This is a genomic window from Agrobacterium tumefaciens (assembly GCF_005221385.1).
GTDB classification, from domain to species: domain Bacteria; phylum Pseudomonadota; class Alphaproteobacteria; order Rhizobiales; family Rhizobiaceae; genus Agrobacterium; species Agrobacterium tomkonis.
On the sequence record NZ_CP039904.1, the window covers coordinates 983,515 to 1,008,570 of the forward strand.

Below are 25,056 nucleotides of genomic sequence, written 5' to 3' on the forward strand. Positions count from 1 at the left end.
AACCGCTATGCACTTTTACTGGAAATGCTTTAGTTTTCCCGCCTCGACAGGCAACGGCCGACACTGTCGCGCCAGCCGGCAATGGCATTTTTTCGCTCCGCCTCGTCCATGTTAGGAGCGAAACGACGGTCGCGTTTCCAATGAGCTGCAAAGGCTTCACGATCCGGCCAGATACCGGCACGCGATGCTGCGAGCCATGCCGCACCCAGAATAGTCGTTTCCAGAAAGACCGGCCGGTCCACCGGTGCGGCAAGAACATCGGCCAGCCGCTGCATCGTCCAATCGGATGCGACCATACCGCCATCGACCCTCAGCACCGTCTTGCCATTGTCACCCGCCCAGTCCTTGCGCATGGCGTCCAGCAGATCGAAGGTCTGATAGGCAACGCTTTCCAGCGCCGCGCGCGCGAATTCCGCAGGTCCGGTGCCACGCGTCAGGCCGAAAATCGCGCCCCGCGCCTCCGCATCCCAATAGGGGGCACCGAGGCCGGTGAAAGCCGGCACCAGATAGACCCGCTGCTTGGGATCGGCCTTTTCGGCAAGCGCGCTAACTTCCGAGGCGACCGAAATGAAGCCCAGCTCGTCACGCAGCCATTGCACCGCCGCACCCGCAATGAAGATCGAGCCTTCAAGCGCATAGGTCGTCACACCGTCGAGACGATAGGCAATTGTCGTCAGCAGCCGATTTGTCGAAGTCACCCGGTCGGTGCCGGTGTTAAGAAGCGCAAAACAGCCGGTGCCGTAAGTCGATTTCATCATCCCCGGTTCGAAGCAGGCATTGCCGATCACAGCCGCCTGCTGATCGCCCGCCACACCGAGGATCGGGATTTCCGCACCCAGAAGCGACTTGTCGGTCACGCCGAAATCGGCGGCGCAATCCAGCACCTCCGGCAACATGGCGCGGGGAATATCGAGGATCGACAGCAATTCGTCATCCCAGGCATTGTCTTCAATATTATAGATCAGTGTTCGCGAGGCATTGGTCGCGTCGGTCACATGGCGGCGACCGCCGGTAAGGCGATAGATCAGGAAACTATCGACCGTGCCGAAGCAGATGTCTCCCTTCACGGCTTTTTCGCGAAGGCCGCTCACGCTATCCAGAAGCCATTTCAGCTTCGTGCCGGAAAAGTATGGGTCGAGCAGCAGGCCGGTCTTTTTCGAAAAGAGCGGCTCCAGTCCCCTCCGCTTCAGATCCTCGCAGACCGGCGTGGCGCGGCGATCCTGCCAGACCACGGCCCGGTGCACGGCCTCACCCGTGTTGCGGTCCCAAAGCACGGTCGTTTCCCGCTGGTTGGTGATGCCGATCGCCTCGATATCGGAAGCGGCGATACCGGCATCGGCAAGCGCCAGCCGAATGGTTTCGAGCACGCTTTTCCAGATATCCTCGGCATCATGTTCCACCCAGCCCGAGGCCGGGAAATGTTGCGGAAATTCTCGCTGTCCGACACCGATCACCCGCATGTCGCGATCAAAGACCATCGACCGTGTCGATGTCGTTCCCTGATCGATCGCCAGAATATAACCGCCCATTATGTCACTCCCTTTCAGACGCAATGACGGGGCGGCAAAGCCGCCCCGGTTTAAGATTTCATGCAGAAATTACTTCTGCCAGCTTTTGACCAGTTCGTCGTAATTGACGGTGACCGGCTTTTCCTTTTCGTTGGCAATCTTCAGCTGCGGCGCCAGATTGCCCTTCGAAACGGCGTCCTTGTTCCAGTAGTCGATATCGTGCTCTTCCGCCAGTTTCGGGCCGATATCACCCTGCACACCGGCGCGCTCGATACGGGCCATGACCTTTTCCTGCTCGGCGCAGAGAGAGTCCATTGCCGCCTGAGCGGTCTTAGCACCCGACGACGCATCGCCGATTGCCTGCCACCACAGCTGCGCCAGCTTCGGATAGTCAGGAACATTGGTGCCGGTCGGCGACCATTGCACGCGGGCCGGCGAGCGATAGAACTCGATAAGGCCCCCGAGCTTGGAGGCCCGGTCCGTGAAGCTCTGGTGATGGATCGTGCTGTCACGAATGAAGGTGAGACCCACATGGCTCTTCTTCACATCCACCGTCTTGGAGGTCACGAACTGCGCATAAAGCCAAGCGGCCTTGGCGCGGTCGTCGGGGGTGGATTTCATCAATGTCCACGAACCCACATCCTGATAACCGAGCTTCATGCCGTCCTTCCAGTAGACGCCATGCGGCGAGGGTGCGACGCGCCATTTCGGCGAACCGTCCTCGTTGACGACGGGCAGGCCGGGCTTGGCCATATCGGCGGTGAAGGCCGTGTACCAGAAGATCTGCTGGGCAATGTTGCCCTGCGCCGGCACCGGACCGGATTCGGAGAAGGTCATACCCTGGGCTTCCGGTGGCGCATATTTCTTCAGCCATTCGAGATATTTCTCGATGGAATAGACCGAAGCCGGACCGTTGGTATCACCACCGCGCGCCACGCAGGAACCGACCGGCTGCGACTTGTCGTTGACCTTGATGCCCCATTCATCGACCGGCAGGCCGTTCGGCAGGCCCTTATCGCCGTTGCCGGCCATGGAAAGCCAGGCATCGGTGAAGCGCCAGCCGAGTGACGGGTCCTTCTTGCCGTAGTCCATATGGCCGAAGACCTTCTTGCCGCCGACATCGCGACCGGTGAAGAATTCGGCGATATCCTCATAGGCCGACCAGTTGACCGGAACGCCGAGGTCGTAACCGTATTTGGCCTTGAAATCGGCCTTGTTCTTGTCGTCGTTGAACCAGTCGTAACGGAACCAGTAGAGGTTCGCGAACTGCTGGTCGGGAAGCTGGTAGAGCTTCTTGTCCGGTGCCGTTGTAAAGGCGCTGCCGATAAAGTCCTTGAGATCAAGGCCGGGATTGGTGACGTCCTTGCCCTCATTGGCCATGAAGTCGGTCAGGTTGCGCACCTGCTGGTAGCGCCAATGCGTACCGATAAGGTCGCTGTCATTGACCCAGCCATCATAAAGGTTCTGGCCAGTCTGCATCTGGGTCTGGATTTTTTCGACGACGTCACCTTCCTGGATGATGTCATGCGTGACCTTGATGCCGGTGATGGCGGTAAAGGCCGGTGCCAGAACCTTGGATTCATATTCATGCGTGGTCAGGGATTCGGAAACGACCTTGATGTCCATGCCTGCGAAAGGTTTCGCGGCATCGATAAACCATTGCAGTTCCTTTTCCTGATCGCCACGGGAAAGCGACGACATATCGCCGATTTCCTTGTCCAGAAACTGCTTTGCTTCCTCCATTCCGGCGAAAGCGGAACCCGTCATTGCCAGCAGCATGGCTGCTGTCGTCGTCATCAGATGCCGTCGCATATCAGTCCTCCCAGGGGTTGCGATTGCATGAAGTCCTCCAGTGCGGTTTTCCTCCGCCGCACCGTTCTTTCTGCTCTAGACGAAACGGAAAACGCCGATGGCGTAGACCACGGACAGAGCGAGAGCCCACCACAGGTTCGGGCCGACCAGCCCGAGCCATGCGAGATGAATGAAGGCGCTGCCAAGCAGCGAGATGAACAGCCGGTCGCCGCGCGTCGTCTCAAAGCGCAAGAGGCCGAAGCGGGGATTGCCGCCGGGCGAAAAATATTCCCAGAACCACATGCCGACCAGCAGCACGGCGATGGCGCAGAAAAACGCGGCCGTCGCCCAGGTCCATGCCATCCATGAAAAATCGGGTATCTTCATCATGGTCAAACCCTCCCCAGCGCAAAGCCCTTGGCGATGTAATTGCGCACGAACCAGATCACCAGCGCGCCCGGAATGAGCGTCAGCACACCGGCAGCGGCCAGCAGGCCCCAGTCCATGCCGGCGGCCGAAACAGTGCGCGTCATCGTCGCGGCAATCGGCTTGGCGTCCGTGGTCGTCAGCGTGCGGGCGATCAGAAGTTCAACCCACGAGAACATGAAGCTGAAGAAGCAGGCGACACCGATGCCGGACGCGATGAGCGGCATGAAAATCTTCACGAAGAATTTCGGGAAGGAGTAGCCGTCAATATAGGCGGTTTCGTCGATCTCCTTCGGCACGCCGGACATGAAGCCTTCGAGGATCCACACCGCCAGCGGCACGTTGAACAGGCAATGCGCCAGCGCCACAGCGATATGCGTGTCGATCAGCCCGAATGCCGAATAAAGCTGGAAGAAGGGCAACGCGAAGACGGCGGGCGGCGCCATGCGGTTGGTCAACAGCCAGAAGAACAGGTGCTTGTCGCCCAGAAACCGATACCGCGAGAAGGCATAGGCCGCCGGAAGTGCTGCCGCAACCGAGATCACCATGTTCATGACGACGTAGATGATCGAGTTGATATAACCCGAATACCAGGAGGAATCCGTGAAGATCGTCCGGTAGTTCTGCAGCGTTGGCTGGTGCGGATAAAGCGTCATGGACGACACAATTTCCGCATTCGTCTTGAAGCTCATATTGACGAGCCAATAGATCGGCACGAGCAGAAGAATGATGTAGATGGTCGGAACCAGCCAGGAAAAACGCGATGGCCCATGGCGGCGGCGCGACCGTGCGGCAAGGCCGGACAATCCCGCCGAGGCGGCTTTGAAAGGCGAATTTCCCATCCGTTCCACGCTTGTGGTGACATCAGAGGCGCTCATGTCTCAAGTCTCCGCGTCGTGGCTGGTCATCACGGTGTAGAACACCCAGGACAACAGCAGGATGATGAGGAAGTAGATCAGCGACATGGCGGCCGCGGGTCCGAGGTCGAACTGGCCGAGCGCCATCTTCACGAGATCGATGGACAGGAAGGTGGTGGAGTTACCCGGACCGCCGCCGGTGACGACGAAAGGCTCGGTATAGATCATGAAGCTGTCCATGAAGCGCAGCAGGAAGGCGATCAGCAGCACGCGCTTCATCTTTGGCAGCTGGATGAACCGGAACACGGCGAAACGCGATGCGCCATCGATCCTTGCCGCCTGATAATAGGCGTCCGGAATGGAAACGAGGCTGGCGTAGCACAGCAGCACGACAAGGCTCGTCCAGTGCCAGACATCCATGATAACGACCGTAATCCACGCATCGAGCGGATCATTGACGTAGTTGTAATCAAGTCCGAGCTGATTGGCATAATAACCGAGCAGCCCGATATCGCTGCGCCCGAACACCTGCCAGATCGTGCCGACTACATTCCACGGCACCAGAAGCGGCAGCGCCATCGTCACGAGGCAGACCGGCACGCCGATGCCGGATTTCGGCATTTTGAGCGCAATGAAAATGCCGAGCGGAATTTCAATCGCCAGGATGATGCCGGAGAACAGCAGGTTGCGCCCCAGCGCATCCCAGAACCGGGCCGACGCCAGGATTTCCTCGAACCATTGCGTCCCGGCCCAGAAGAACTGGTTGTTGCCGAACGTATCCTGCACCGAATAATTCACAACGGTCATCAGCGGAATAACGGCGGAAAAGGCGACCAGCACCAGAACCGGCAGCACCATGAACCATGCTTTGTTGTTCCAGCTCTTTTCCATGCTCAGGCCCCCATCTTCACACGCCAGGAATCGGCGAAGACGCCGATGGCGGCCGGGTCGAAGCGAACACCCGCTTCCGCCGGAATTTCCTCGTCTTCTGCAACAACGATCGCCAGCTTCTGGCCGGCAAACCGGGCGCGCACGATCTTTTGCCGGCCGATATCCTCGACCTTGTCGACCGTAATGGGCATGCCGCCCCGTTCCAGCCGGATGAATTCCGGGCGAACGCCGATCTCGATACGCTGGGCTCCATCGACCCTTGGCACTCCGGCAAGTGGCACACCAAGGCCGCCGACCATCGCGGTCGCGCCATCTATCTTGGCGGGCAACACATTCATGCCGGGCGAGCCGATGAAGTAACCGACGAATGTATGTCCCGGCCGCTCGAAAAGCTCGGCTGGCGTGCCGATCTGCACGATCTGCCCATCATACATCACCACCACCTTGTCGGCGAAGGTCAGCGCTTCGGTCTGGTCGTGGGTAACATAGACCATGGTAAAACCGGATTGCCGGTGCAGGCGCTTCAATTGCGACCGCAGCACCCACTTCATATGCGGATCGATCACCGTCAGCGGCTCGTCGAACAGGATCGCATTGACGTCGGAACGCACGAGGCCGCGTGCCAGAGAAATTTTCTGCTTCTGGTCTGCCGTCAGCCCCCGCGCATGGCGCTTGGCCATGCCGGAAAGATCGGTCATCTCAAGGATGTCCCGCACCCGACGATCCACCTCGGCCTCCGGCACATGCCGGTTGCGCAGCGGAAAAGCCAGATTGTCGTAGACCGTCATCGTGTCGTAGACGACCGGAAACTGGAACACCTGGGCGATATTACGGTCTTCGGTGGCAAGATCGGTCACGTCAGTTCCGTCGAAAGCGATACGTCCTTCTGAAGGACGCAACAGGCCGGAAATGATGTTGAGCAGCGTGGTCTTGCCGCAGCCGGAAGGGCCAAGCAGCGCATAAGCCCCGCCATCCTCCCATTCGTGATGCACTTCTTTCAGGGCATAATCGCCGGCGGCCTGCGCCTTGGCATTATAGGCGTGGCGGATATGATCGAGCGTGATGCGTGCCATGATCCATCTCCCTCAAGCCGCTTTGCCGATGGCGCGGCCATTCGCGTCAAAGGCCATCAAATGCCGTGTATCTAGAAACAGCTCGATGTCCCTGTCCGGCTCGATGTCGTGAATGCCATGCGCCAGCATGACCCAGCGCCGGCCCGAAAATTCCACATGCACGAAGCTTTCCGATCCGGCGATTTCCGAAATCAGCGTCCGCGCGCGGATGGACTGCCGCGCTTCTCCCTTCGCGTACGGGAAGAGGTGGTGCGGCTGGAAGGCAATGGTGACGGGGCCATCTGGCATGCTGGCAAGATGTGCGGGGACTGCCACGACGGCATGGTCCGCACGGGTGAAAGCATTACCGGCCTTGATGACCTCAATGGTGTTAAGCGGCGGATCGGCGAAGATTTCCGCGGTCACGATGTCCACCGGATGCCGGTAAACCTCGATCGTACGGCTAAACTGCGTCACCCTTCCCTCATTAAGCGTCGCGGTATTGCCACCCAGAAGCAGCGCCTCGGAAGGTTCGGTCGTCGCATAAACGAAGATCGCGCCGGATTCAGCGAAGATGCGCGGCAGTTCCTCACGCAGTTCCTCGCGCAGCTTGTAATCGAGATTGGCCAGCGGCTCATCAAGCAGCACCAGATTGGCGTTCTTGACGATGGCGCGGGCAAGCGCCGTGCGCTGCTGCTGGCCACCGGAAAGGTTGAGAGGCGTCCGATCGAGATAGGGCGTCAGCTTCAGAAGCTCGGCGGCCTTCCTCACTTCCCTGTCGATGGTGGGCTGGTCCTTGCCGGCAACCCTCATGGGTGAAGCGATGTTTTCGTAAACGCTCAGCGCCGGATAATTGATGAACTGCTGATAAACCATGGCAACGTTGCGCTTCTGCACCGGCCAGCCCGTCACGTCCTCACCATTGAAGAAGATCGCACCGCCGCTCGGCTTGTCCAGCCCGGCCATCAGCCGCATCAACGTCGTCTTGCCCGAAAGTGTCGGTCCAAGCAGGACGTTCAGGCTTCCGCGCTGCAACGTCAGATCGGTCGGGTGAATATGATATTCACCGCCGGCCATCTTCGAGACGTTTCGCAATTCAAGCATGGTGATCCAAAGCCTCCTCCGCTTTTCGATCGGATCGTCAGATTGCCTTCAAGCGTTCCCCTGCAATGTCTCCGATATAGTCCTCGAGCCCGCGCACCTCTTCAGGGGTGAAAAAAAGCCCCTGTTTGGTGCGGCGCCAGAGAATATCCTCCGCCGTCAGCGCCCATTCCCGCGCCATCAGCCAGCGGACCTCAGCCTCATAAAGCGTGCCGCCGAAATGACGGCCCAGTGCCGCCTTCTCTGCCGCTTTGCCGATTATCGCCGCCGCATCCGTCCCGTAACAGCGGACTAGCCGCTTGGCGTGACGCTCATCGAGGAAGGGATAACGTGACCGAAGGGTCGTAACCTCGCCGGCATAGGCCTCAGCCCCGAAATTTCCACCCGGCAAATGCGAGCCTGCCGTCCATGGCGCGCCCTTTTCCCCCAGCGCATCGCCTATTTTTTCAAGAGCATGTTCGGCAAGCCGCCGATAGGTGGTGAGCTTGCCGCCGAAAATATTGAGAAGCGGCGCTTCGCCTTCCGCCCCTTCGGTTTTCAGCACATAGTCGCGCGTCGCCTCCTGCGCTTTCGACGCACCGTCGTCGAACAGCGGCCGCACGCCGGAATAGGTCCAGACGATATCGTCCTGCGTCACCGGCTCGGCAAAATATTCGCTGGCCGCGCTGCAAAGATAGCTGATTTCCTCCGCGGTGATCTTAACAGCGCGGGGGTCGGCGGTATAGTCGCGATCCGTCGTGCCGATCAGCGTAAAATCCTGTTCGTAAGGGATGGCGAAGATGATGCGCCCGTCCGGATTCTGAAAAAAATAGGCGCGCGGATCGGCAAACTTCTTGCGCACGATGATATGGCTGCCCTGCACGAGGCGAACATTGTGGACATTATTTTTGCCGAATGTCGAAGACAGGACCTTGTCCACCCAGGGGCCGGCGGCATTCACCAGCATGCGGGCCCGATAGGTCGCGTTTTCCCCGGCAGCACTTCTCGTTTCAACCCGCCAGAAGGCGCCTTCGCGTCGCGCTGAAACCACCTGCGTACGATTGAGGATCAGAGCACCGCGCTCGGCGGCATCGCGGGCGTTCAGCACCACAAGCCGGGCATCGTCCACCCAGCCGTCGGAATATTCGAAAGCGCGCGCAAAAATCGGCTTCAACGGTTTTCCGGCGGGATCCCGGCGCAGATCGAGTGAACGGGTCGCGGGCAGAAGCTTGCGGCCGCCGAGGTGATCATAAAGAAAAAGTCCGAGACGCACGAGCCAGGCCGGACGCACGCCACCCTTCTGGAACGGCAGAACGAAACGCATGGGCCAGATGATGTGCGGCGCCATGGCCCACAGCACCTCGCGTTCCATCAGCGCTTCGCGCACCAGACGAAACTCGTAATGTTCAAGATAACGCAAACCGCCATGGATGAGCTTGGTCGCGGCGGACGAGGTGCCGGAGGCAAAATCATTCATTTCCGCGAGTGCAACGGAGTAACCCCTGCCAACGGCGTCACGCGCAATGCCGCAGCCATTGATGCCGCCGCCGATCACGAAAATATCGTGGATTGCCTCGTCAGACATGAATTCTCCCGCGCTTTCATCGACGCTCTCCTCATCGATATATTGAAAGCACGATCATCTAATTCGAAGACAAAACGAATGTCAAACGAAATTCCAATGGTGCAGGATTAGGTCTCCCGCGCCTCAGTTTCAATCAGCCGAACGTCGTGATCGGCACAGATGGAACGGATCGAATCGACCGGACAATGATCGGTAATAAAGGTATGCACCTGCGAAAGATGGCCAATACGCACCGGGGCCGTGCGCTCGAATTTGAGCGAATCCGACACCAGAATGACATGGCGGGCATTGGAAATGATCGCCTGCGCGACTTTGACCTCGCGAAAATCGAAATCCAGCAGCGCGCCGTCCTCATCGATGGCCGAAACGCCGATGACGGCGAAATCGACCTTGAACTGGCGGATGAAATCGACGGCCGCCTCACCGACGATACCACCATCGGAACCGCGAACGACGCCGCCCGCAATCACCACTTCAATGCCGGGAAAAACTCGCAACCTGTTGGCAACATTGATATTGTTGGTGATGACCATTAATTCGTGGTGGTCCGCCAGCGCTTCGCCCACCGACTCGGTCGTCGTACCGATATTGATGAAGAGCGACGAATTGTTGGGGATGAGGGCAGCAGCAGCGGCACCGATCGCCTGTTTTTCGACAGAAGCAATCGCCCGTCGCGCCTCGTATTTGACGTTTTCATTGCCGCTTGGAAATAGTGCGCCGCCATGGATGCGCGTCAGCACCCTGGTATCGCAGAGATCGTTCAGGTCCTTGCGGATAGTCTGGGGGGTCACCGAAAAGCGCGCCGCCAGCTCGTCGACCAGCACCCGCCCGTTCGCTTTCGCCAGTGCAACGATTTCATCCTGACGCGGTGTGAGCAGCATTTCACCCTCCCTCCTCTTTCAATTTTTTCGTTTTATTGAAGAGCGAACGAAAAACCAATGTCAAGGGAAGGTTTGTAGCGGTGAGTTCTACCTGTCTGCGAATATGCCTGAAACATGCACCGGCGTCGCACGCAAACTTATTAGCCGGCCTTCTTAGCCATCATCGAGGCACCCCCCTGCATATCGATACCGGCGAATCCAGAAGACGCGGCGCCGAACGCATCGCCGATACCGATCAGGACAGGTTCGTTCACGCCTAGCCTCTCGACCGCCGCAGCCAATTGCGCGAGTGAACCGCACCAGCGCTGTTCATTCGCCCGGCTGACGGAAATCATCACCGCAACGGGCGTCGAGGCGGGCATGCCGTTAGCGAGCAGGGAGGACTGGATATCTGCTGCGGTTCGGCCGCCCATATAAAAAACAGTGGTCACGGCGGGATTGGAGAGCGATGCCCAGTCAATATTCTCCGGTAACTTTCCCTGCCGCGAATGACCGGTGACGAAGCGGACAGACTGGGCATGGTCGCGATGCGTCAGGGAGATGCCGAGGCGCGAGGCCATGGCGCTCGCGGCGGTGATCCCCGGCACAACATCGACCGGGATATTTTCGGCTTCCAGCGCCGCGATCTCCTCGCCGGCGCGCCCGAAAATCATGGGGTCGCCGGATTTCAGCCGCACCACCCGTTTGCCAGCCTTGGCAAGGCGGATCATCATGTCGTTAATGTCTTCCTGCTTGCAGCTTTCCCGGCCGCCGCGCTTGCCGACCAGCATGCGCTTCGCCTCCCGCCGCGCCAGTTCCAGCACCTCCGCTGACACAAGATCGTCGAATAAGATGACATCGGCGGCCTGCAGGGCGCGAACCGCTTTCAAAGTCAGAAGCTCGGCGTCACCCGGCCCGGCACCCACGAGCGTTACAAGTCCGCGCCCTGAGCCCATGCGCGCGGCCTGCGCTCCGATATCCGTCAGCAGCCTTTCTTCGCTGCTCTCATCCAGCCTTTCGGTAAACGCCCGGTCGACGAATTTTTCCCAGAAAGATCGCCGCGACGGGCCGGGCGCGAGTTGCAGATTGACGCGATCGCGGATCGTCTGGGCAAGTGCCCCCCAATCCTTCAGGGCCAGCGGCAGCAACGTCTCGATGCGCCGGCGGATGGCCTGCGCCAGAATGGGTGCGGCGCCATCGGTGGAAATCGACACCACCACCGGCGAGCGATTGACGATGGACCCGAACTGGAACTGGCAGAATTCCGGCTTGTCGATGACGTTGACGGGCACGCCCGCCGTGCGGGCGGTATTGTAAAATTTCTCAGCCTCCTCGTCGGTTTCGCAATCCGCCAGCGCCAGCTCGACGCCTTCGAAAATATCCGGACCCCACGGACGATCATGCCATGTGAGCATCGGGCTTCTTGAGACGAGCGCGGCAAAGCTTTCCGAAAGCTCGTTCTCCTCGCAATAGAGACGAAGTTCCGCCCCGCAAGCCAGCAGCAGCTCCGCCTTCCAGGCGGCCCCTTCCGATCCGCCCACCAGCACCACGCATTTGCCCTCAAGCCCCCAGAAGATTGGCAGCTTGGCTAATCTTTCCATACGGGCCGGTTCATTCCGCTGCGGTTTTAAGGCATCCATCGATGATCCCCCTGATTTCGGCGCGGCAGGAGCCGCAATTGGTTCCGGCGTTCAGCGCCTTGCCGATGGCTTCGACGCTGTGACAACCATCGCGGATGGCGGCCGTGATCTGGTTCACCCCGACGTTAAAGCAGGAGCAGACGGTGGCGCCCGGATCGGCGCGGCCGGCACCGGGGCGACCGGCAACCAGCGCAAAACGCATGCGCAGATCCTCATGGCGCTCGGCAAGCTGCGAGATCGCCCAGTTGCGGGCGACGGCCACCGGTTGATTGGCAATGAACAGCGCTGCCAAGAGGGTCTCACCATCGAAAAAGGCAAGCCGCAGATCACCCGTCTGCCGGTCGCTGTAACCGAGCGGCTCGACCCTGACATCGATGCCGAAAACCTGCCGCGCCCAGAGCGTCCAGTCCTGCGGTTCTTCCTCGAAGGCCAACTCCATGCGATAGCCGCCGTCCGCCTTGGCGATGGCCCAATAGGCACAGTCCGGTGCATTGGGTCGGGTGCGGGAAATGGCGAAGCCATAGGCCTTTGCCTCGAAAAGCCTTGCCTTCACCGCAACATTTTTCGAAGCAGGTTGGCCGGAGTGCGGATCCGTGACCGGCGCAACAACCACATCTATGCGCGCCCGCGAGGCGAATTGGTCGTTCCAGTGCATCGGCGCAAAGACCGATCCACGCGCCTGCCTTTCGCTCACCAGTGCGCGCAGCAGAACCTTGCCGTAGGGGCTTTCCAGTTCCACCAGATCGGCACTTTCTATCCCCAACATCTGCGCATCACGCGGGTGAAGTTCGGCGAAAGGCTCGGCGATATGGGCGGTCAGCCGCGCACTTTTGCCGGTGCGGGTCATGGTGTGCCATTGGTCGCGAATGCGGCCGGTATTGAGCGTCAGCGGATAGTCAGACGAGGTCCTGGAGGTTTCCGGCAAGACGGTGGCGATGAACCGCGCCTTGCCGTCAGCATGGTAAAAACGACCATTCGCAAAAAAGCGGGTAACGACGGCCTCACCGGGCCCGGCTTTGGGCCATTGAAAGGGCGCCATCGCATCGTAGGAATCGTGCTCGATTCCACTGATATCGAAATCCCGGCTACCCGCATTCTCGAAACCGGAAAGGGCCGCATGTTCGGCGAAAATCTCCGGTGGCTGGCCATAAGCAAAAGCAGCGTCGAAACCCATGCGCCGGCCCACTTCCGCCATCTGCCACCAGTCGGCCCTGGCTTCGCCGGGCACAGGGAGAAAACCGCGCTGACGGGAAATGCGCCGTTCGGAATTGGTCACCGTGCCGTTCTTTTCGCCCCAGCCGAGCGAGGGTAGGAGGACATGGGCATGGCGGGCAGTATCGGTATTGGCCGTAACATCGGACACCACGACGAAAGGACAAGCCTTGATCGCCGCTTCGACGGCGCCAGCATCCGGCATCGAGACGACGGGGTTGGTGGCCATGATCCACAGCGCCTTGATGTGGCCATCGGCCACGGCCCGGAACATGTCCACGGCCTTCAGACCCGGTTTTCGCGCAATCGCAGGCGACGCCCAGAAGCGCTGCACGCGGTCGCGATCTTCAGCGTTTTCGATGGCCATATGGGCGGCCAGCATGTTGGCGAGCCCGCCAACTTCGCGCCCACCCATGGCGTTCGGCTGGCCAGTCAGCGAAAACGGCCCCATGCCCGGCCGGCCGATGCGGCCGGTGGCGAGGTGGCAATTGATGATGGCATTGACCTTGTCGGTGCCGCTCTCCGACTGGTTGACGCCCTGGCTGTAGCAGGTGACGGTCTTTTCGGTGCGTTCGAACAATTCGTAAAAGGAAATCAGTTCGGCAATCGTCAGGCCGGTGCCCTCGGCGATCTCCGGCAGGCTGCGCTCATCTGCGGCCTGCACAGCGGCGTCGAAGCCGGCCGTGTGGTTTTGAACGTAAGCATTATCGATGGCGGAACTGCCGGAGAGATGCGCAAGCAGACCGGTAAACAGCGCCACATCCCCATCCGGGCGGATGGCGAGGTGCATGTCGGCAATATCGGCACTCATCGTCCGGCGCGGATCGATGACGACGACCTTCATCTCCGGCCGCGCCGTCTTCGCCGCCGCCAGCCTCTGGTAGAGAACGGGGTGACACCAGGCGAGATTGGAACCGGTGAGGATCACCAGATCGGCAAGTTCCATATCCTCGTAGGTGCCCGGCACCGTATCGGCTCCGAAGGCACGACGATGGCCCGCGACCGAAGACGACATGCAGAGCCTTGAATTCGTATCGATATTGGCCGAACCGATGAAACCCTTCATCAGCTTGTTGGCAAGGTAATAATCCTCCGTCAGCAATTGGCCGGAGACGTAGAAGGCGACCGAATCAGGGCCATGCTCAGCAATAGCCTGAGAGAAACGGGAAGCGACGAGATCGAGCGCTTCGTCCCATGCCGCCCGCCTCCCAGCGATTTCGGGATGGAGCAGGCGTCCTTCGAGATCGATGGTTTCGGCCAGAGCCGAACCTTTGGAGCACAGCCGGCCAAAATTGGCGGGGTGATCCTGATCGCCCCTGACGGAGACCGCGCCATCGTCGTTGACGGTGGCGATGACGCCGCAGCCGACGCCGCAATAGGGACAGGTGGTTTTGGTTTCAACGGGCACAGGTTTGCCCTCTCAGTGCGTGACGCTTACCCCCCTCTGTCCTGCCGGACATCTCCCCCTCAAGGGGGGAGATCGACAAGCGGAAGGCTCCTCGTTCCCTCTCCACCGGCAACAACACCGGTTGTGAATGGAAGTTTGTGCAGCGATCAATCTCCCCCCTTGAGGGGGAGATGCCCGGCAGGGCAGAGGGGGGTATCATCGCCGCCATCGCAATTCACTCCGCCGCAATCATCAGGGTTTCAAGCGCAATTGAGAGCCGTCCATGCATATTGCGGACGGGTATGGTCCTCACCTCGCCCTCATCCGCCCCCAGCGCCTTACCTGTCTCCAGAGAAATGACCCAATTGTGCAACGGACACGTCACCGAAGCGCCATGCACGATGCCCTGGCTCAGAGGGCCGCCCTTGTGCGGGCAATGGTCTTCAATGGCGAAGACCTGATTTTCCGCCGTGCGGAATACAGCGATCTTGCCCATTGGCGTTTTCACACACCGCGCGCCGCGCAGGGGAATATCGGAGATATCGCCAATATCGATCCAGTTGCTGTCCATCGTTCTCACTCCGCTGCCTGATTGAAACCGATTGCCGCCATGGGCCTGAATTCGTGCTTGTCATGGCCGGATACGCGTTCCGACCAGGGGTCGACCTGCGCGAATTTCTGGCTGAAAACGAAGCGGTCGAAATAGGCACGGCGTTTTCCGGCATCGTCCATGATCTGGCGGCGAACCTCGTCGTAGCCGATGCGCTTGGCCCATTTGTAGATGCGCTCGAGATAGCGCGCCTGTTCACGGTACATCTGGGTCAAAGCCACGATATGCTCCAGTGCTTCGTCCTCGGTCTGGACGAGACCCAGGACTTCCGTGCCCTTGATATCCAGACCGGCGGCGCCGGCGAAATGGATCTCGAAACCGGAATCGACGCAGATGACGCCGATATCCTTGCAGGTGGCCTCCGCGCAGTTGCGCGGACAGCCGGAAACGGCAAGCTTCAGCTTGGCGGGCGTCCACGAGCCCCACATGAATTTTTCGATGCGGATGCCAAGGCCGGTGGAATCCTGCGTGCCGAAACGGCACCATTGCTGGCCGACGCAGGTTTTGACCGTGCGCAAACCTTTGGCGTAGGCCTGGCCGGAAATGAACCCGGCCTTGCCGAGATCGGCCCAGACTGCCGGCAAATCCTCCTTCTCGATGCCGAGAAGATCGATGCGCTGGCCGCCCGTCACCTTCACCATCGGGATTTCGAACTTGTCGACCACATCCGCAATTGCGCGGAGTTCGGAGGAGGATGTGACGCCGCCCCACATGCGCGGAACGACGGAATAGGTGCCGTCCTTCTGGATATTGGCGTGGACGCGCTCATTGATATAACGCGACTGATAATCGTCGGCATATTCGTCCGGGAAATCGCAGACGAGATAATAATTGAGCGCCGGTCGGCATTTGGCGCAGCCGCAGGAGGTTTTCCATTCCAGCTCCTGCATGACGGCGGGAATGGTCTTCAGACCCTTGGCCTTGATCAGACGACGCACATCGTCATGGCCAAGATCGGTGCATTTGCACATGGGCTGCACGGCGGCAGGGTTGTAGCTATCGCCCAGTGTCAGCGTCATCAGCTGCTCGACAAGGCCGGTGCAATTGCCGCAGGAGGCGGACGCCTTGGTGTGAGCGCGAACGTCGTCCAGCGAGGTCAGCCCCTTGGAGGTGATGGTCGAGGTAATCTTACCCTTGCAAACGCCGTTGCAGCCGCAGATTTCCGCATCATCCGGCAAGGCTGCAACGGCCGCCATAGGGTCCAGCGGCGACCCTCCCTGATAGGCCTGGCCGAAGATCAGGGTTTCACGCATGGCGGAAATATCGGTCGATTTCTTCATCAGATCGAAGAACCACGACCCATCCGCCGTCTCACCATAGAGAACCGCGCCGATGATGCGGTTTTCCTTGAGGATCAGGCGCTTGTAGACGCCGGCGGTGGCATCGCGCAGCACGATTTCCTCGCGGTCGTCGCCTTCTGCGAAATCACCGGCGGAAAACAGGTTGATACCTGTCACCTTCAGTTTGGTATTGGTGACGGAGCCGTGATATTCCGCCGAACCGCCGCAAAGCCGGTCGGCGAGCACCCGCGCCGATTCATAAAGCGGCGCAACGAGGCCGTAACACATGCCGCGATGTTCGGCGCATTCGCCAAGCGCGTAAATCGAGGCGTCCGACGTCATCATGCCGTCATCCACCACGATGCCGCGATTAACGGCGATGCCGGCTTCCTTCGCAAGGCCGGAGGCGGGACGGATACCGACCGCCATCACCACCATGTCGCCCTTGATGACACGACCGTCTTCGAGTTCAATGCCCTCGACCTTCTCCTCACCGAGGATGCATTTGGTGTTGGCCTTGGTGATGATGTCGATGCCGCGTTCGTTCAGCGCCTTTTCCAGGAGATAGGCCGCTGCCGGATCGAGCTGGCGTTCCATGATTGTCGGCATCAGATGGATGACAGTAACATCCATGCCCTGACGCTTCAGGCCATAGGCGGCTTCGAGCCCGAGAAGACCTGCGCCGATGACGATGGCGCGGCCCTTACCCTCGGCGATCGCAAGCATCTTCGTCACATCGTCGAGATCGCGATAGGCGAGCACGCCGGGCAACTGGTGGCCGGGAACGGGAATGATGAAGGGCAAAGAGCCGGTGGCGATCACCAGCCTGTCATAGGAAACCGTGATGCCGTTTTCGCTGGTCACGGTCTTCCTGTCACGGTCGATGCCTGTGACCTTTGCGCCCTTGTGCAGCGTGACATTGTTAGCCGCATACCATTCGTCATTATGAATGACGATGTCTTCATAGCTCTTTTCGCCTGAGAGCACCGGCGAGAGCATGATGCGGTCGTAATTGACGCGCGGTTCGGCGTTGAAAATGGTGACGTCGTAAAGGCCGGGAGCGGTTTCGAACAGGTTTTCCAGCATGCGCCCCGGCGCCATGCCATTGCCGATGATGACGAGTTTTTGCGTCATGGGCGTTACTCCGCAGCTTCGACGAAGCGGTGACGTTCGTAGAGGAACTTCAGCACGGCTTCGCGGCATTTGAGATAGGTCTTGTCGGATGCGAGCTCGATGCGGTGGCGTGGGCGTGCCAGCGGCACCTCGAGCACTTCGCCGATATGGGCGGCCGGACCGTTGGTCATCATCACGATACGATCCGACAGTAGCACCGCTTCGTCGACATCATGGGTGATCATGACCATGGTGTTGCCCAACCGGGCGTGGATTTCCATCACCGCATCCTGAAGATGCGCGCGTGTCAGCGCGTCGAGCGCACCGAAGGGCTCGTCCAGCAGCAGGATTTTCGGCTCCATGGCGAGCGCCCGGGCAATACCGACACGCTGTTTCATGCCACCGGAAATTTCCGCGGGCTTCTTGTCCCTGGCATGCGCCATCTGCACGAGATCGAGATTGCGCATGACCCAGTCATGCCGCTCGGCCCGGGTTTTTGTCCTGCTGAACACCTTCTCCACAGCGAGATTGACGTTTTCATAGACCGAAAGCCAGGGCAGCAGGCTGTGGTTCTGGAACACGACGGCGCGCTCCGGACCCGGCTCGTTCACCTCGCGGTTTTCGAGCAGAACGGCACCGGCAGACACTTTCGTCAGTCCGGCAATGAGATTGAGCATGGTGGACTTGCCGCAGCCGGAATGACCGATGACGGAGACGAATTCGCCTTTTTCGATGGTGAGGTTGATGCCTTTCAGCACCTCTGCACGCGAACCGCCCTTGTCGAAATATTTGTCGATATGATCGAGCTTCAGATAAGCGTTCATGATTGATTTCTCCTTTGGCGCAATTCCGGACGGAAAACCGGTTCCCACTTTTCCTGGAATTGCTTGCCTCTCAGTTCGCCGCAGCGCCGCGGGTGATGACCTTGCCGAGCGCCGCCACCAGCTTGTCGAGCACGAAGCCGACCACGCCGATGTAGACAAGCGCCACGATGATGTCGGGCAGGCGCGACGAGTTCCACGCATCCCAGATGAAGAAACCGATGCCGACGCCGCCGGTCAGCATTTCCGCAGCAACGATCGCGAGCCAGGAAAGGCCGACACCGATGCGCAGGCCGGTGAAGATGTAGGGTGCTGCCGATGGCAGCATGATCTTGAAGAAAAATTCGAGCTGGTTGAGCCGCAGCACCTGCGCGACGTTACGGTAATCCTGCGGAATATTGCGCACGCCGACCGCCGTATTGATGATGACCGGCCAGATGGAGGTGATGAAGATCACGAAGATGGCCGACGGGTTGCTGTCCTGAAAGGCGGCCAGCGAAAGCGGCAGCCAGGCAAGCGGCGGCACCGTGCGCAGCACCTGAAAGATCGGGTCAAGGCCGCGCATCGCCCAGACCGACTGGCCGATGACAGCGCCGAGGATGATGCCGGCAATGGCAGCAAGGCCGAAACCGTAAGCCACACGCTCCAGCGAGACCAGAACACGCAGCCCGAGGCCGATATCCTGCGAGCCATTCTGGAAAAACGGCGATACGATGAGATCGTAACTCTCCTCGAAGACCTGGCTCGGCGGCGGCAAAGATGAACCAGGGGCGGAACAGAGCAGCTGCCAGACGCCGAGCAGCACAGCGAGGACAAGAAGCGGCGGTATGGTGTTACGGGCCGCTGCAGCACCCCATTTGCGCAAATCGATCCGCGACGGATGTTTGGGCGAAAGTGCCACGACGTTTGCCTTTTGCGCTGCCGGCTGCTGCGGCTCTTCCTTGAATTTTCGGGCCAATGCGGACATGGGCGTTTCCTCTTGATTTCGGTTGCGGTCTGGGTCCCGCCCCTCACCCGGTCTTCAGTCTCAGCCGGTGGACGGCGGCAACTGGCGGATGAAGGGCGACACCCGGTCTCCTCCTCAGGAGGCCGCCTTGATGGACAGGCTTTCGAGATAGGCGGACGGATTTTCCGGGTCGAAGACCTTGCCGTCGAAGAAGGTTTCCTTGCCGCGCGAGGTGGAGGCGGGAAGATCGGCAACGCCGAGATCCTTGGCCGCCGCACGCCAGATATCCTCGCGGTTGACCTTCTCGACCAGCGCCTTCACATCGGTATCGGGCGCAAATTTGCCCCAGCGGATGTTTTCCGCGATGAACCAGCTGTCATGGCTGTGGAAGGGATAGGAGGCGTGGTCCTGCCAGAACTTCATCTGCAGGCCGGTATTTTCCAGCACGCGGCCGTTGCCGTAGTTGATATTGCCCTTGAGACGACCGAGAACATCCTTGGGCGGCACATTGAACCATTGGCGTTTGCCGAGGATGGTGGACATTTCTTCCTTGTTCGCCATGTCATCGCACCATTGCTGCGCTTCCATGACAGCCATCAACAGCGCCTTGGTGGCGTTGGGGTTCTTTTCCACCCAGTCGGCGCGCATGCCGAGCGCCTTTTCCGGATGGCCTTTCCAGAGCTCTCCGGTGGTACAGGCGGTGAAACCGATACCCTGATTGACGAGCTGCTCGTTCCACGGTTCGCCCACACAAAAGACGTCCATATTGCCAACCTTCATGTTGGCAACCATCTGTGGCGGCGGGACAACGATGGTGGAAACGTCCTTGTCCGGATCGATACCGCCGGCGGCGAGCCAGTAGCGGATCCACAGATCATGCGTGCCGCCGGGGAAGGTCATGGCGGCCTTGATTTCCTTGCCTTCCGCCTTCTTTTTCTCGAAAGCTGCCTTCAGCTTGGAGGCGTCCAGCTGAACGCCGGTTTCGGCATATTCCTTGGCGACGGAAATGCCCTGGCTGTCGAGGTTGAGGCGGGCGAGGATGGTCATCGGCACCGGCACATTGTTCTGGGTCACCTTGCCGGTATGCATAAGATAGGGCATGGGCGTCAGGATATGCGCGCCATCGATGCCATTCGAGGCGCCGCCGAGCACGAGATTGTCGCGTGTTGCGCCCCACGAGGCTTGCTTCAGAACCTCGACATCAGGCATGCCGTGTTTGGCGAACAGGCCCTTTTCGGCCGCGATTATCAGCGGCGCGGCATCGGTGAGCGCGATAAAGCCGATTTTTGCGCCTTTCACCTCAGGCTCAGCGGTGGCTGCGAAAGCACCGGATGGAAAGGCCACGCGCACGGCGCTGACAAGGGCTGCGGTGGCTGTCGTCTTCAGTATCGTGCGGCGGCTGACATCGCCGGAGAATATCTTTTTCATTCGCATGTTCCCCTTATTGGGCCACCTCTGCGGGTGACGTTTTCGCTTGCGAAAAAACCTGAAAATAAAAAAACGCCGCTCGGTGTTTGCGCCTGCGGAACGGGAGGTGTTCCGGGCAGCAAAACCTTGCGACGTCTGTGTCTTTGAAAGCGCCTATGCCGCGCCCTGCTTGCCCCGATCGCCGTTGACCGGTGCAAACATGAAGAAGCAAGAGGCGTGCCAGTTTTTAGAAACCAGCCTATCACATTGAAATTAAGAGGTGATTTTTACATTTACAAGATGTGATTAAATTTTAATCAGCGAATTTTCTGTCTTCTGTTTGTGCAAAGCAAAAAAATCCGCGCTTGAAATTTGCGCAGCTGCAAGGCCGCGCGTCAGTCACACTTCTCCGGAGGACGGGGAAAACGGCGCGGATGTGCGCACGGTAAAGCGGTTCACATAGCCTACGATATCAGCGGGATCGAACATGAAACCGTCCACGAAACGGTCATCCTCTTCCTGCCCTTCGATGCGGATGTCGGCATCATCAGGCGCATTCGCATCGCCCAGCGCCGCCCGATAAATATCCGGCCTGTAGGCGGAAAGTGCGGCTTCCACACCCGCTTGCGAAAATTCCGCCTGACCCCAGCGGATCATCTGGCTGTAAATCCACAATGCCTGGCTCTGGCGGGGATAATTGGCATGGCCGCTGTGGAAAAGGAAATATTTGTCGATCACCCGGCGGTTGCCGTGGCTGTCGATGCTGAATTCACCGGCAAGCACCCGGCGGATGATGCCTTCAGGCGCGCCAATGTAGCGAGGGTCAGCAAGGGCCTTGCTCAGATCGTCGTGATTTTCCGCAAGGTCGCACCAGCGTGCGGCTGCATCGAGCGCCGTCAGCAGCCGGCCGACCGTTTCCTGCTGGCTTTCCGCCCATTCAGGCCGCATGCCGATCACCTTTTCCGGCGCCGACGGCCACAAATCCTGCTTGGCGGCGACGATGCGGCCGACACCGCGCTCGGCGGCGACGATGTTCCACGGCGCGCCGACGCAGAACCCGTCGATGGCGCCCGCCGCCAGCGCATCCGACGTCAAGGGTGGCGGCACGACCACCAGCTTGACATCGTGATCGGGGTGAATACCACCGGCAGCGAGCCAATAGCGAAATTCGTAATTATGCGATGAGAACGGATAGGTCATGCCAAGCGTCGGCGGCGCTTCGCCGCGCGTCCGCATATCATCGAGTACCCGCTTCAAAGCCTTGGCGTTTTCGAGCGCTCCCGCCGTTTCAGACAGCCCTGTCAATGCCTTCATCCGCCCAAACAGCCGGGTCGAAAGCGTGATCGCATTGCCGCCACGTCCAAGTGAAAAGGGCGTGATCGTCGGTGAGGGGTTGGAGCCAAGCCCCAGCATGGAGGCGACGGGCATGGGCGACAGCATATGGGCAATGTCGAATTGCCGGAATGCCAGCCGGTCGCGCACATTCGCCCAGGACACATCCTTGACGAGATCGAGCGACAGGCCTTCGCGCTCGGCAAAACCGAATTCAGCCGCCGCAATCAGAACAGAGGCATCGACAAGCGGAATAAAACCGGCGCGCAGGATTTTCTGCCGGTCACTGCCCACAAGTGCTGGTGCGCCAGTCCCTACGCTATGTGATCCGGCTGATTTTCCCGGTGCCGCCATATCATACACTCCACACTGCCCGAGCGGCCTTTGTCACATCAACAGACCGGCCGCGGTGACCACGCTTTGCGCGATCTCGGAAATTTTCTTTTTCTCGTTCATCGCCGTTTGCCGCAAAAGCGCAAAGGCCTCCTCTTCGGAAAGGCCACGCATCTTCATCAGGATGCCCTTGGCGCGCTCGATGACCTTCCGTTCCTCCAGCGCCGATCTGGCGTCGGCAAGTTCCCGTTGCAGACGGCTGAAAGCATTAAAGCGGCTGACCGCCATATCGAGAATGGGTTTGACCCGTTCTTTCTTCAGCCCATCGACCACATAGGCGGAAACCCCCGCCTCGACGGCCGCTTCGATGGAAGCGGTGTCGGAACGATCGACGAACATGGCGATCGGCCGGCCGACCGTGCGGGTGAGCTGGAACAGATGCTCCATCATGTCGCGGTTGGGATTTTCAAGATCGATGAAGATGACATCGGGCTGCAGCGTCTCGATGGTGCGCGCCACCCCGTTCACCTCATGGATGACCGTGACGCGATGATAGCCAGCCTCGCGCAGCCCCTCCTCGATGATGGAAGCGCGGATCGCGTTTTCGTCTAAGACAAGAATGGTGAGGTCGCGAAGCGTCATGCAGCATTGATGGCGCAGCGCAACAAACTTGGCAATCGGCTGCCGATGCAAAAATGGAGGGAGCGACAAGGGGCTTTCTCTCCCCTGCCGCCTGCCTTATCAGGATGCGTGTTCGACGGCGCGTTCGAGCGCCTTCAAAACCGTACGCTCGGAGAGATTGAGATAGATTTCCATCTCGTTGCCGGCGTCGGCCGCTTTGCCCTCTTCCATCAACGATAGAATCTTGCTGTTCATATCCACGAAGGGCGAATGAAGCTGTTCTGGATCTTTCAGCAAGCCGAAGCAAAGCCTGAGTTCAGCGGCGATGCGCTCATAAAAATCGCTGAGACGGACGCTGTCGAGGAGATCGACGACAGCGGCATGGAACTTCATGTTGGCGCTGCCCACACCCAGCCAGTCGGCCTGATCGCGCTTGACCTTGGCATCCTCGACCGCCGCCCGCATGACCCTGATGGCAGGGTGCTTGTGCCAGGCCTGGCGCAGCGCACCGCACTCAACCATGCGCCGCACCCTATAAATATCGATCACGGAAGCCATGGTCGGAACGGCGACAAACACACCGCGATTGGCCTCGTGGCGCAACAGGCCGTCCTTCGTCAGAAGACGGAAGGCTTCGCGCAGCGAATTGCGGGAGACGTCGAAACGTTCGCTAAAGGCTGCCTCTGAAAGGCGCTGTCCCGGCATCAACTCGCCGGAGATCAACAGGGTGCGGATACCCTTCGCCAATCGATCCGCAAGCGGCAGACCCTCTATCGTTTCCGTCATGGCGCTTCTTTCCTTAAGGCAATGCAGCATCGGAATTCCGTGACAGGCATGTTCGGACACGGCATGATTGCCCATAGCACAAAGCATTAGCAAAGCACGAAAAAAACGTGATTAAATCATGGCCATAACGTCCAACAAATAGACAAAATGAAAGAACGATAGTTTTATATTGTTCAACAATATTGACAATTGCGCAGAACACGACAAGATCGACCGCATAAAGCATCCGCGAGGGGCGGATTGCGACAGGAGCGGAGAAAATCCATGGAGCAGAAAAAGCTCACCCCGACTGCCGATCTCAAAATGTCAAAACGCGCATCTCTTCTGGGAGCGATCTTCCTGATGGCGACATCCGCCATCGGTCCGGGATTCATCACCCAGACGGCGACATTCACCACCCAGCTTGGCGCAGCCTTTGCCTTCGGCATTCTCGCCTCCATCCTCATCGACTTCGTCGTGCAGTTGAATATCTGGCGTATCGTGACGTTAACGCGCATGCGCGCTTCCGACATTGCAAATGCTGCCATTCCGGGCGCAGGTTACCTGCTCGCCATTCTCGTCATCATCGGCGGTCTGTTCTTCAATATCGGCAATATCGGCGGCACCGGTCTCGGCCTGAACGCCATTTTCGGGCTGGACCCGAAAATCGGCGGTGCGATCAGCGCGATATTCTCCATCGCCATCTTCGTTTCCAAGCGCGCGGGTCTTGCCGTTGACCGGTTCATCATTTTCGCCGGCATCCTGATGATCGTGCTGACGCTTTATGTGGCATTCGTCTCCGCGCCGCCGGTGGGCGACGCCTTCCGCCAGACCTTCCTGCCGGATACCATCAATTTCGCGACCATCACAACCATCGTCGGCGGCACCGTCGGCGGCTACATCACCTATTCCGGCGCGCACCGCCTGCTGGACCGGGGCATGGTCGGTATTGAAAACCTGCCCGCCGTCAACCGCGCCGCGCTCACCGGCATCGCCGTCACCGGCATCATGCGTTACGTGCTGTTTCTTGCCATTCTCGGCGTCGTCGCCAGCGGCGTCGTCATCGATACGTCGGGCCAGGCCGCCAATCCCGCCGCACAGGCCTTCCGTTCGGCCGCGGGCGATCTCGGCTTCCGGCTCTTCGGCATCATCTTCTGGGCAGCGGCCATCACCAGCGTCATCGGCGCAGCCTATACGTCCGTCTCGTTCCTGCCCGTCTTCAAACAGGATATGAGCGAGCGCGCCCGCAATATGGCGACGGTCGTTTTCATCGCCGTCTCGCTCGTCTGCTACCTGCTGATCACGACGCCGCCCGCGGCCATGCTGGTCTTCGTCGGCGGCCTCAACGGTCTTATCCTGCCCATCGGCCTCAGCATTTTCCTGTTCGCCGCATGGAAACGCGAAGACCTGATGGGTGGCCATCGCTACTCGCGCATTCTGCTCGGGCTTGGCGTTCTGACTTGCGCATTGACATGGTACATGGGCTACAAGTCCGCCGGCACCATCTTCGGCCTGCTCGGCCTGTAAAAACCAAAGGGA

20 protein-coding genes are annotated in these 25,056 nt (G+C 59.6%); 1 reads left to right on the forward strand and 19 read right to left on the reverse strand.

Going from position 1 to position 25,056, the window contains the following annotated elements; translation table 11 throughout:
- Nucleotides 1-29: 29 nt before the first annotated feature.
- The 19 genes from glpK to CFBP6623_RS19825 form a co-directional block, all read right to left on the reverse strand.
- A complete protein-coding gene (gene glpK, locus CFBP6623_RS19730) occupies nt 30-1,529 on the reverse strand; it encodes a glycerol kinase GlpK (protein WP_062653027.1) in 1,500 nt (499 codons plus the stop codon).
- Between the two features lie 69 nt (nt 1,530-1,598).
- On the reverse strand, nt 1,599-3,320 hold the full coding sequence (locus tag CFBP6623_RS19735; protein ID WP_003497935.1) for an extracellular solute-binding protein: 1,722 nt from the start codon (nt 3,318-3,320) through the stop codon (nt 1,599-1,601).
- Between the two features lie 75 nt (nt 3,321-3,395).
- On the reverse strand, nt 3,396-3,689 hold the full coding sequence (locus CFBP6623_RS19740; RefSeq protein ID WP_046799051.1) for a DUF2160 domain-containing protein: 294 nt from the start codon (nt 3,687-3,689) through the stop codon (nt 3,396-3,398).
- A gap of 2 nt (nt 3,690-3,691) precedes the next feature.
- Nucleotides 3,692-4,567, reverse strand: a complete 876-nt coding sequence (locus tag CFBP6623_RS19745; RefSeq protein WP_408606503.1) for a carbohydrate ABC transporter permease — start codon at nt 4,565-4,567, stop codon at nt 3,692-3,694.
- A 39-nt stretch (nt 4,568-4,606) separates the two neighbouring features.
- A complete protein-coding gene (locus tag CFBP6623_RS19750; protein ID WP_046799053.1) occupies nt 4,607-5,473 on the reverse strand; it encodes a carbohydrate ABC transporter permease in 867 nt (288 codons plus the stop codon).
- A 2-nt stretch (nt 5,474-5,475) separates the two neighbouring features.
- The gene (locus CFBP6623_RS19755) at nt 5,476-6,546 is read right to left on the reverse strand and encodes an ABC transporter ATP-binding protein (RefSeq protein WP_046799054.1); all 1,071 of its coding nucleotides are present in this window, start codon (nt 6,544-6,546) and stop codon (nt 5,476-5,478) included.
- Nucleotides 6,547-6,558: 12 nt separating this feature from the next.
- The gene (locus CFBP6623_RS19760; protein ID WP_046799055.1) at nt 6,559-7,629 is read right to left on the reverse strand and encodes an ABC transporter ATP-binding protein; all 1,071 of its coding nucleotides are present in this window, start codon (nt 7,627-7,629) and stop codon (nt 6,559-6,561) included.
- A gap of 37 nt (nt 7,630-7,666) precedes the next feature.
- Nucleotides 7,667-9,190 (reverse strand): glycerol-3-phosphate dehydrogenase, encoded by a 1,524-nt coding sequence (gene glpD, locus CFBP6623_RS19765; protein ID WP_046799056.1) that lies wholly within the window; start codon nt 9,188-9,190, stop codon nt 7,667-7,669.
- A 107-nt stretch (nt 9,191-9,297) separates the two neighbouring features.
- Nucleotides 9,298-10,071 (reverse strand): DeoR/GlpR family DNA-binding transcription regulator, encoded by a 774-nt coding sequence (locus CFBP6623_RS19770; protein WP_046799057.1) that lies wholly within the window; start codon nt 10,069-10,071, stop codon nt 9,298-9,300.
- A 140-nt stretch (nt 10,072-10,211) separates the two neighbouring features.
- On the reverse strand, nt 10,212-11,690 hold the full coding sequence (cysG, locus tag CFBP6623_RS19775; RefSeq protein WP_062653075.1) for a siroheme synthase CysG: 1,479 nt from the start codon (nt 11,688-11,690) through the stop codon (nt 10,212-10,214).
- On the reverse strand, nt 11,662-14,310 hold the full coding sequence (locus CFBP6623_RS19780; RefSeq protein WP_046799059.1) for a nitrate reductase: 2,649 nt from the start codon (nt 14,308-14,310) through the stop codon (nt 11,662-11,664). Before CFBP6623_RS19780 ends, cysG begins: the two co-directional genes overlap by 29 nt.
- A gap of 214 nt (nt 14,311-14,524) precedes the next feature.
- Nucleotides 14,525-14,860, reverse strand: a complete 336-nt coding sequence (gene nirD, locus CFBP6623_RS19790) for a nitrite reductase small subunit NirD (protein ID WP_046799060.1) — start codon at nt 14,858-14,860, stop codon at nt 14,525-14,527.
- A 5-nt stretch (nt 14,861-14,865) separates the two neighbouring features.
- Nucleotides 14,866-17,313, reverse strand: a complete 2,448-nt coding sequence (gene nirB, locus CFBP6623_RS19795; protein WP_046799061.1) for a nitrite reductase large subunit NirB — start codon at nt 17,311-17,313, stop codon at nt 14,866-14,868.
- A gap of 5 nt (nt 17,314-17,318) precedes the next feature.
- Nucleotides 17,319-18,116 carry an ABC transporter ATP-binding protein gene (locus CFBP6623_RS19800; protein WP_046799062.1) on the reverse strand — a complete coding sequence of 266 codons (798 nt, stop codon included), beginning with the start codon at nt 18,114-18,116 and terminating at the stop codon, nt 17,319-17,321.
- 70 nt (nt 18,117-18,186) lie between these two features.
- Entirely contained in the window at nt 18,187-19,080 is an 894-nt protein-coding gene (ntrB, locus tag CFBP6623_RS19805) for a nitrate ABC transporter permease (protein WP_080842866.1), read from the reverse strand.
- A 114-nt stretch (nt 19,081-19,194) separates the two neighbouring features.
- The gene (locus tag CFBP6623_RS19810; protein ID WP_046799064.1) at nt 19,195-20,487 is read right to left on the reverse strand and encodes a CmpA/NrtA family ABC transporter substrate-binding protein; all 1,293 of its coding nucleotides are present in this window, start codon (nt 20,485-20,487) and stop codon (nt 19,195-19,197) included.
- 378 nt (nt 20,488-20,865) lie between these two features.
- Nucleotides 20,866-22,152, reverse strand: a complete 1,287-nt coding sequence (locus tag CFBP6623_RS19815) for a CmpA/NrtA family ABC transporter substrate-binding protein (protein WP_046799065.1) — start codon at nt 22,150-22,152, stop codon at nt 20,866-20,868.
- Nucleotides 22,153-22,185: 33 nt separating this feature from the next.
- Nucleotides 22,186-22,773: an ANTAR domain-containing response regulator gene (locus CFBP6623_RS19820; RefSeq protein ID WP_052819344.1), complete on the reverse strand. Its 588-nt coding sequence runs from the start codon at nt 22,771-22,773 to the stop codon at nt 22,186-22,188.
- Between the two features lie 99 nt (nt 22,774-22,872).
- Complete coding sequence (locus CFBP6623_RS19825; protein ID WP_046799414.1) at nt 22,873-23,538, reverse strand: GntR family transcriptional regulator; 666 nt, start codon at nt 23,536-23,538, stop codon at nt 22,873-22,875.
- Between the two features lie 264 nt (nt 23,539-23,802).
- Here CFBP6623_RS19825 and CFBP6623_RS19830 point away from each other — a divergent pair, with 264 nt between their 5' ends.
- Nucleotides 23,803-25,044 (forward strand): NRAMP family divalent metal transporter, encoded by a 1,242-nt coding sequence (locus CFBP6623_RS19830; RefSeq protein ID WP_046799066.1) that lies wholly within the window; start codon nt 23,803-23,805, stop codon nt 25,042-25,044.
- Nucleotides 25,045-25,056: the final 12 nt, after the last annotated feature.

Bases quoted from the DNA above. Each gene is read 5' to 3' on its own strand.
- glpK (WP_062653027.1), bottom strand. From the start codon at position 1,529: ATGGGCGGTTATATTCTGGCGATCGATCAGGGAACGACATCGACACGG.
- CFBP6623_RS19735 (WP_003497935.1), bottom strand. From the start codon at position 3,320: ATGCGACGGCATCTGATGACGACGACAGCAGCCATGCTGCTGGCAATG.
- CFBP6623_RS19740 (WP_046799051.1), bottom strand. From the start codon at position 3,689: ATGATGAAGATACCCGATTTTTCATGGATGGCATGGACCTGGGCGACG.
- CFBP6623_RS19745 (WP_408606503.1), bottom strand. From the start codon at position 4,567: ATGGGAAATTCGCCTTTCAAAGCCGCCTCGGCGGGATTGTCCGGCCTT.
- CFBP6623_RS19750 (WP_046799053.1), bottom strand. From the start codon at position 5,473: ATGGAAAAGAGCTGGAACAACAAAGCATGGTTCATGGTGCTGCCGGTT.
- CFBP6623_RS19755 (WP_046799054.1), bottom strand. From the start codon at position 6,546: ATGGCACGCATCACGCTCGATCATATCCGCCACGCCTATAATGCCAAG.
- CFBP6623_RS19760 (WP_046799055.1), bottom strand. From the start codon at position 7,629: ATGCTTGAATTGCGAAACGTCTCGAAGATGGCCGGCGGTGAATATCAT.
- glpD (WP_046799056.1), bottom strand. From the start codon at position 9,190: ATGTCTGACGAGGCAATCCACGATATTTTCGTGATCGGCGGCGGCATC.
- CFBP6623_RS19770 (WP_046799057.1), bottom strand. From the start codon at position 10,071: ATGCTGCTCACACCGCGTCAGGATGAAATCGTTGCACTGGCGAAAGCG.
- cysG (WP_062653075.1), bottom strand. From the start codon at position 11,690: ATGGATGCCTTAAAACCGCAGCGGAATGAACCGGCCCGTATGGAAAGA.
- nirD (WP_046799060.1), bottom strand. From the start codon at position 14,860: ATGGACAGCAACTGGATCGATATTGGCGATATCTCCGATATTCCCCTG.
- nirB (WP_046799061.1), bottom strand. From the start codon at position 17,313: ATGACGCAAAAACTCGTCATCATCGGCAATGGCATGGCGCCGGGGCGC.
- CFBP6623_RS19800 (WP_046799062.1), bottom strand. From the start codon at position 18,116: ATGAACGCTTATCTGAAGCTCGATCATATCGACAAATATTTCGACAAG.
- ntrB (WP_080842866.1), bottom strand. From the start codon at position 19,080: ATGTCCGCATTGGCCCGAAAATTCAAGGAAGAGCCGCAGCAGCCGGCA.
- CFBP6623_RS19810 (WP_046799064.1), bottom strand. From the start codon at position 20,487: ATGAAAAAGATATTCTCCGGCGATGTCAGCCGCCGCACGATACTGAAG.
- CFBP6623_RS19815 (WP_046799065.1), bottom strand. From the start codon at position 22,152: ATGGCGGCACCGGGAAAATCAGCCGGATCACATAGCGTAGGGACTGGC.
- CFBP6623_RS19820 (WP_052819344.1), bottom strand. From the start codon at position 22,773: ATGACGCTTCGCGACCTCACCATTCTTGTCTTAGACGAAAACGCGATC.
- CFBP6623_RS19825 (WP_046799414.1), bottom strand. From the start codon at position 23,538: ATGACGGAAACGATAGAGGGTCTGCCGCTTGCGGATCGATTGGCGAAG.
- CFBP6623_RS19830 (WP_046799066.1), top strand. From the start codon at position 23,803: ATGGAGCAGAAAAAGCTCACCCCGACTGCCGATCTCAAAATGTCAAAA.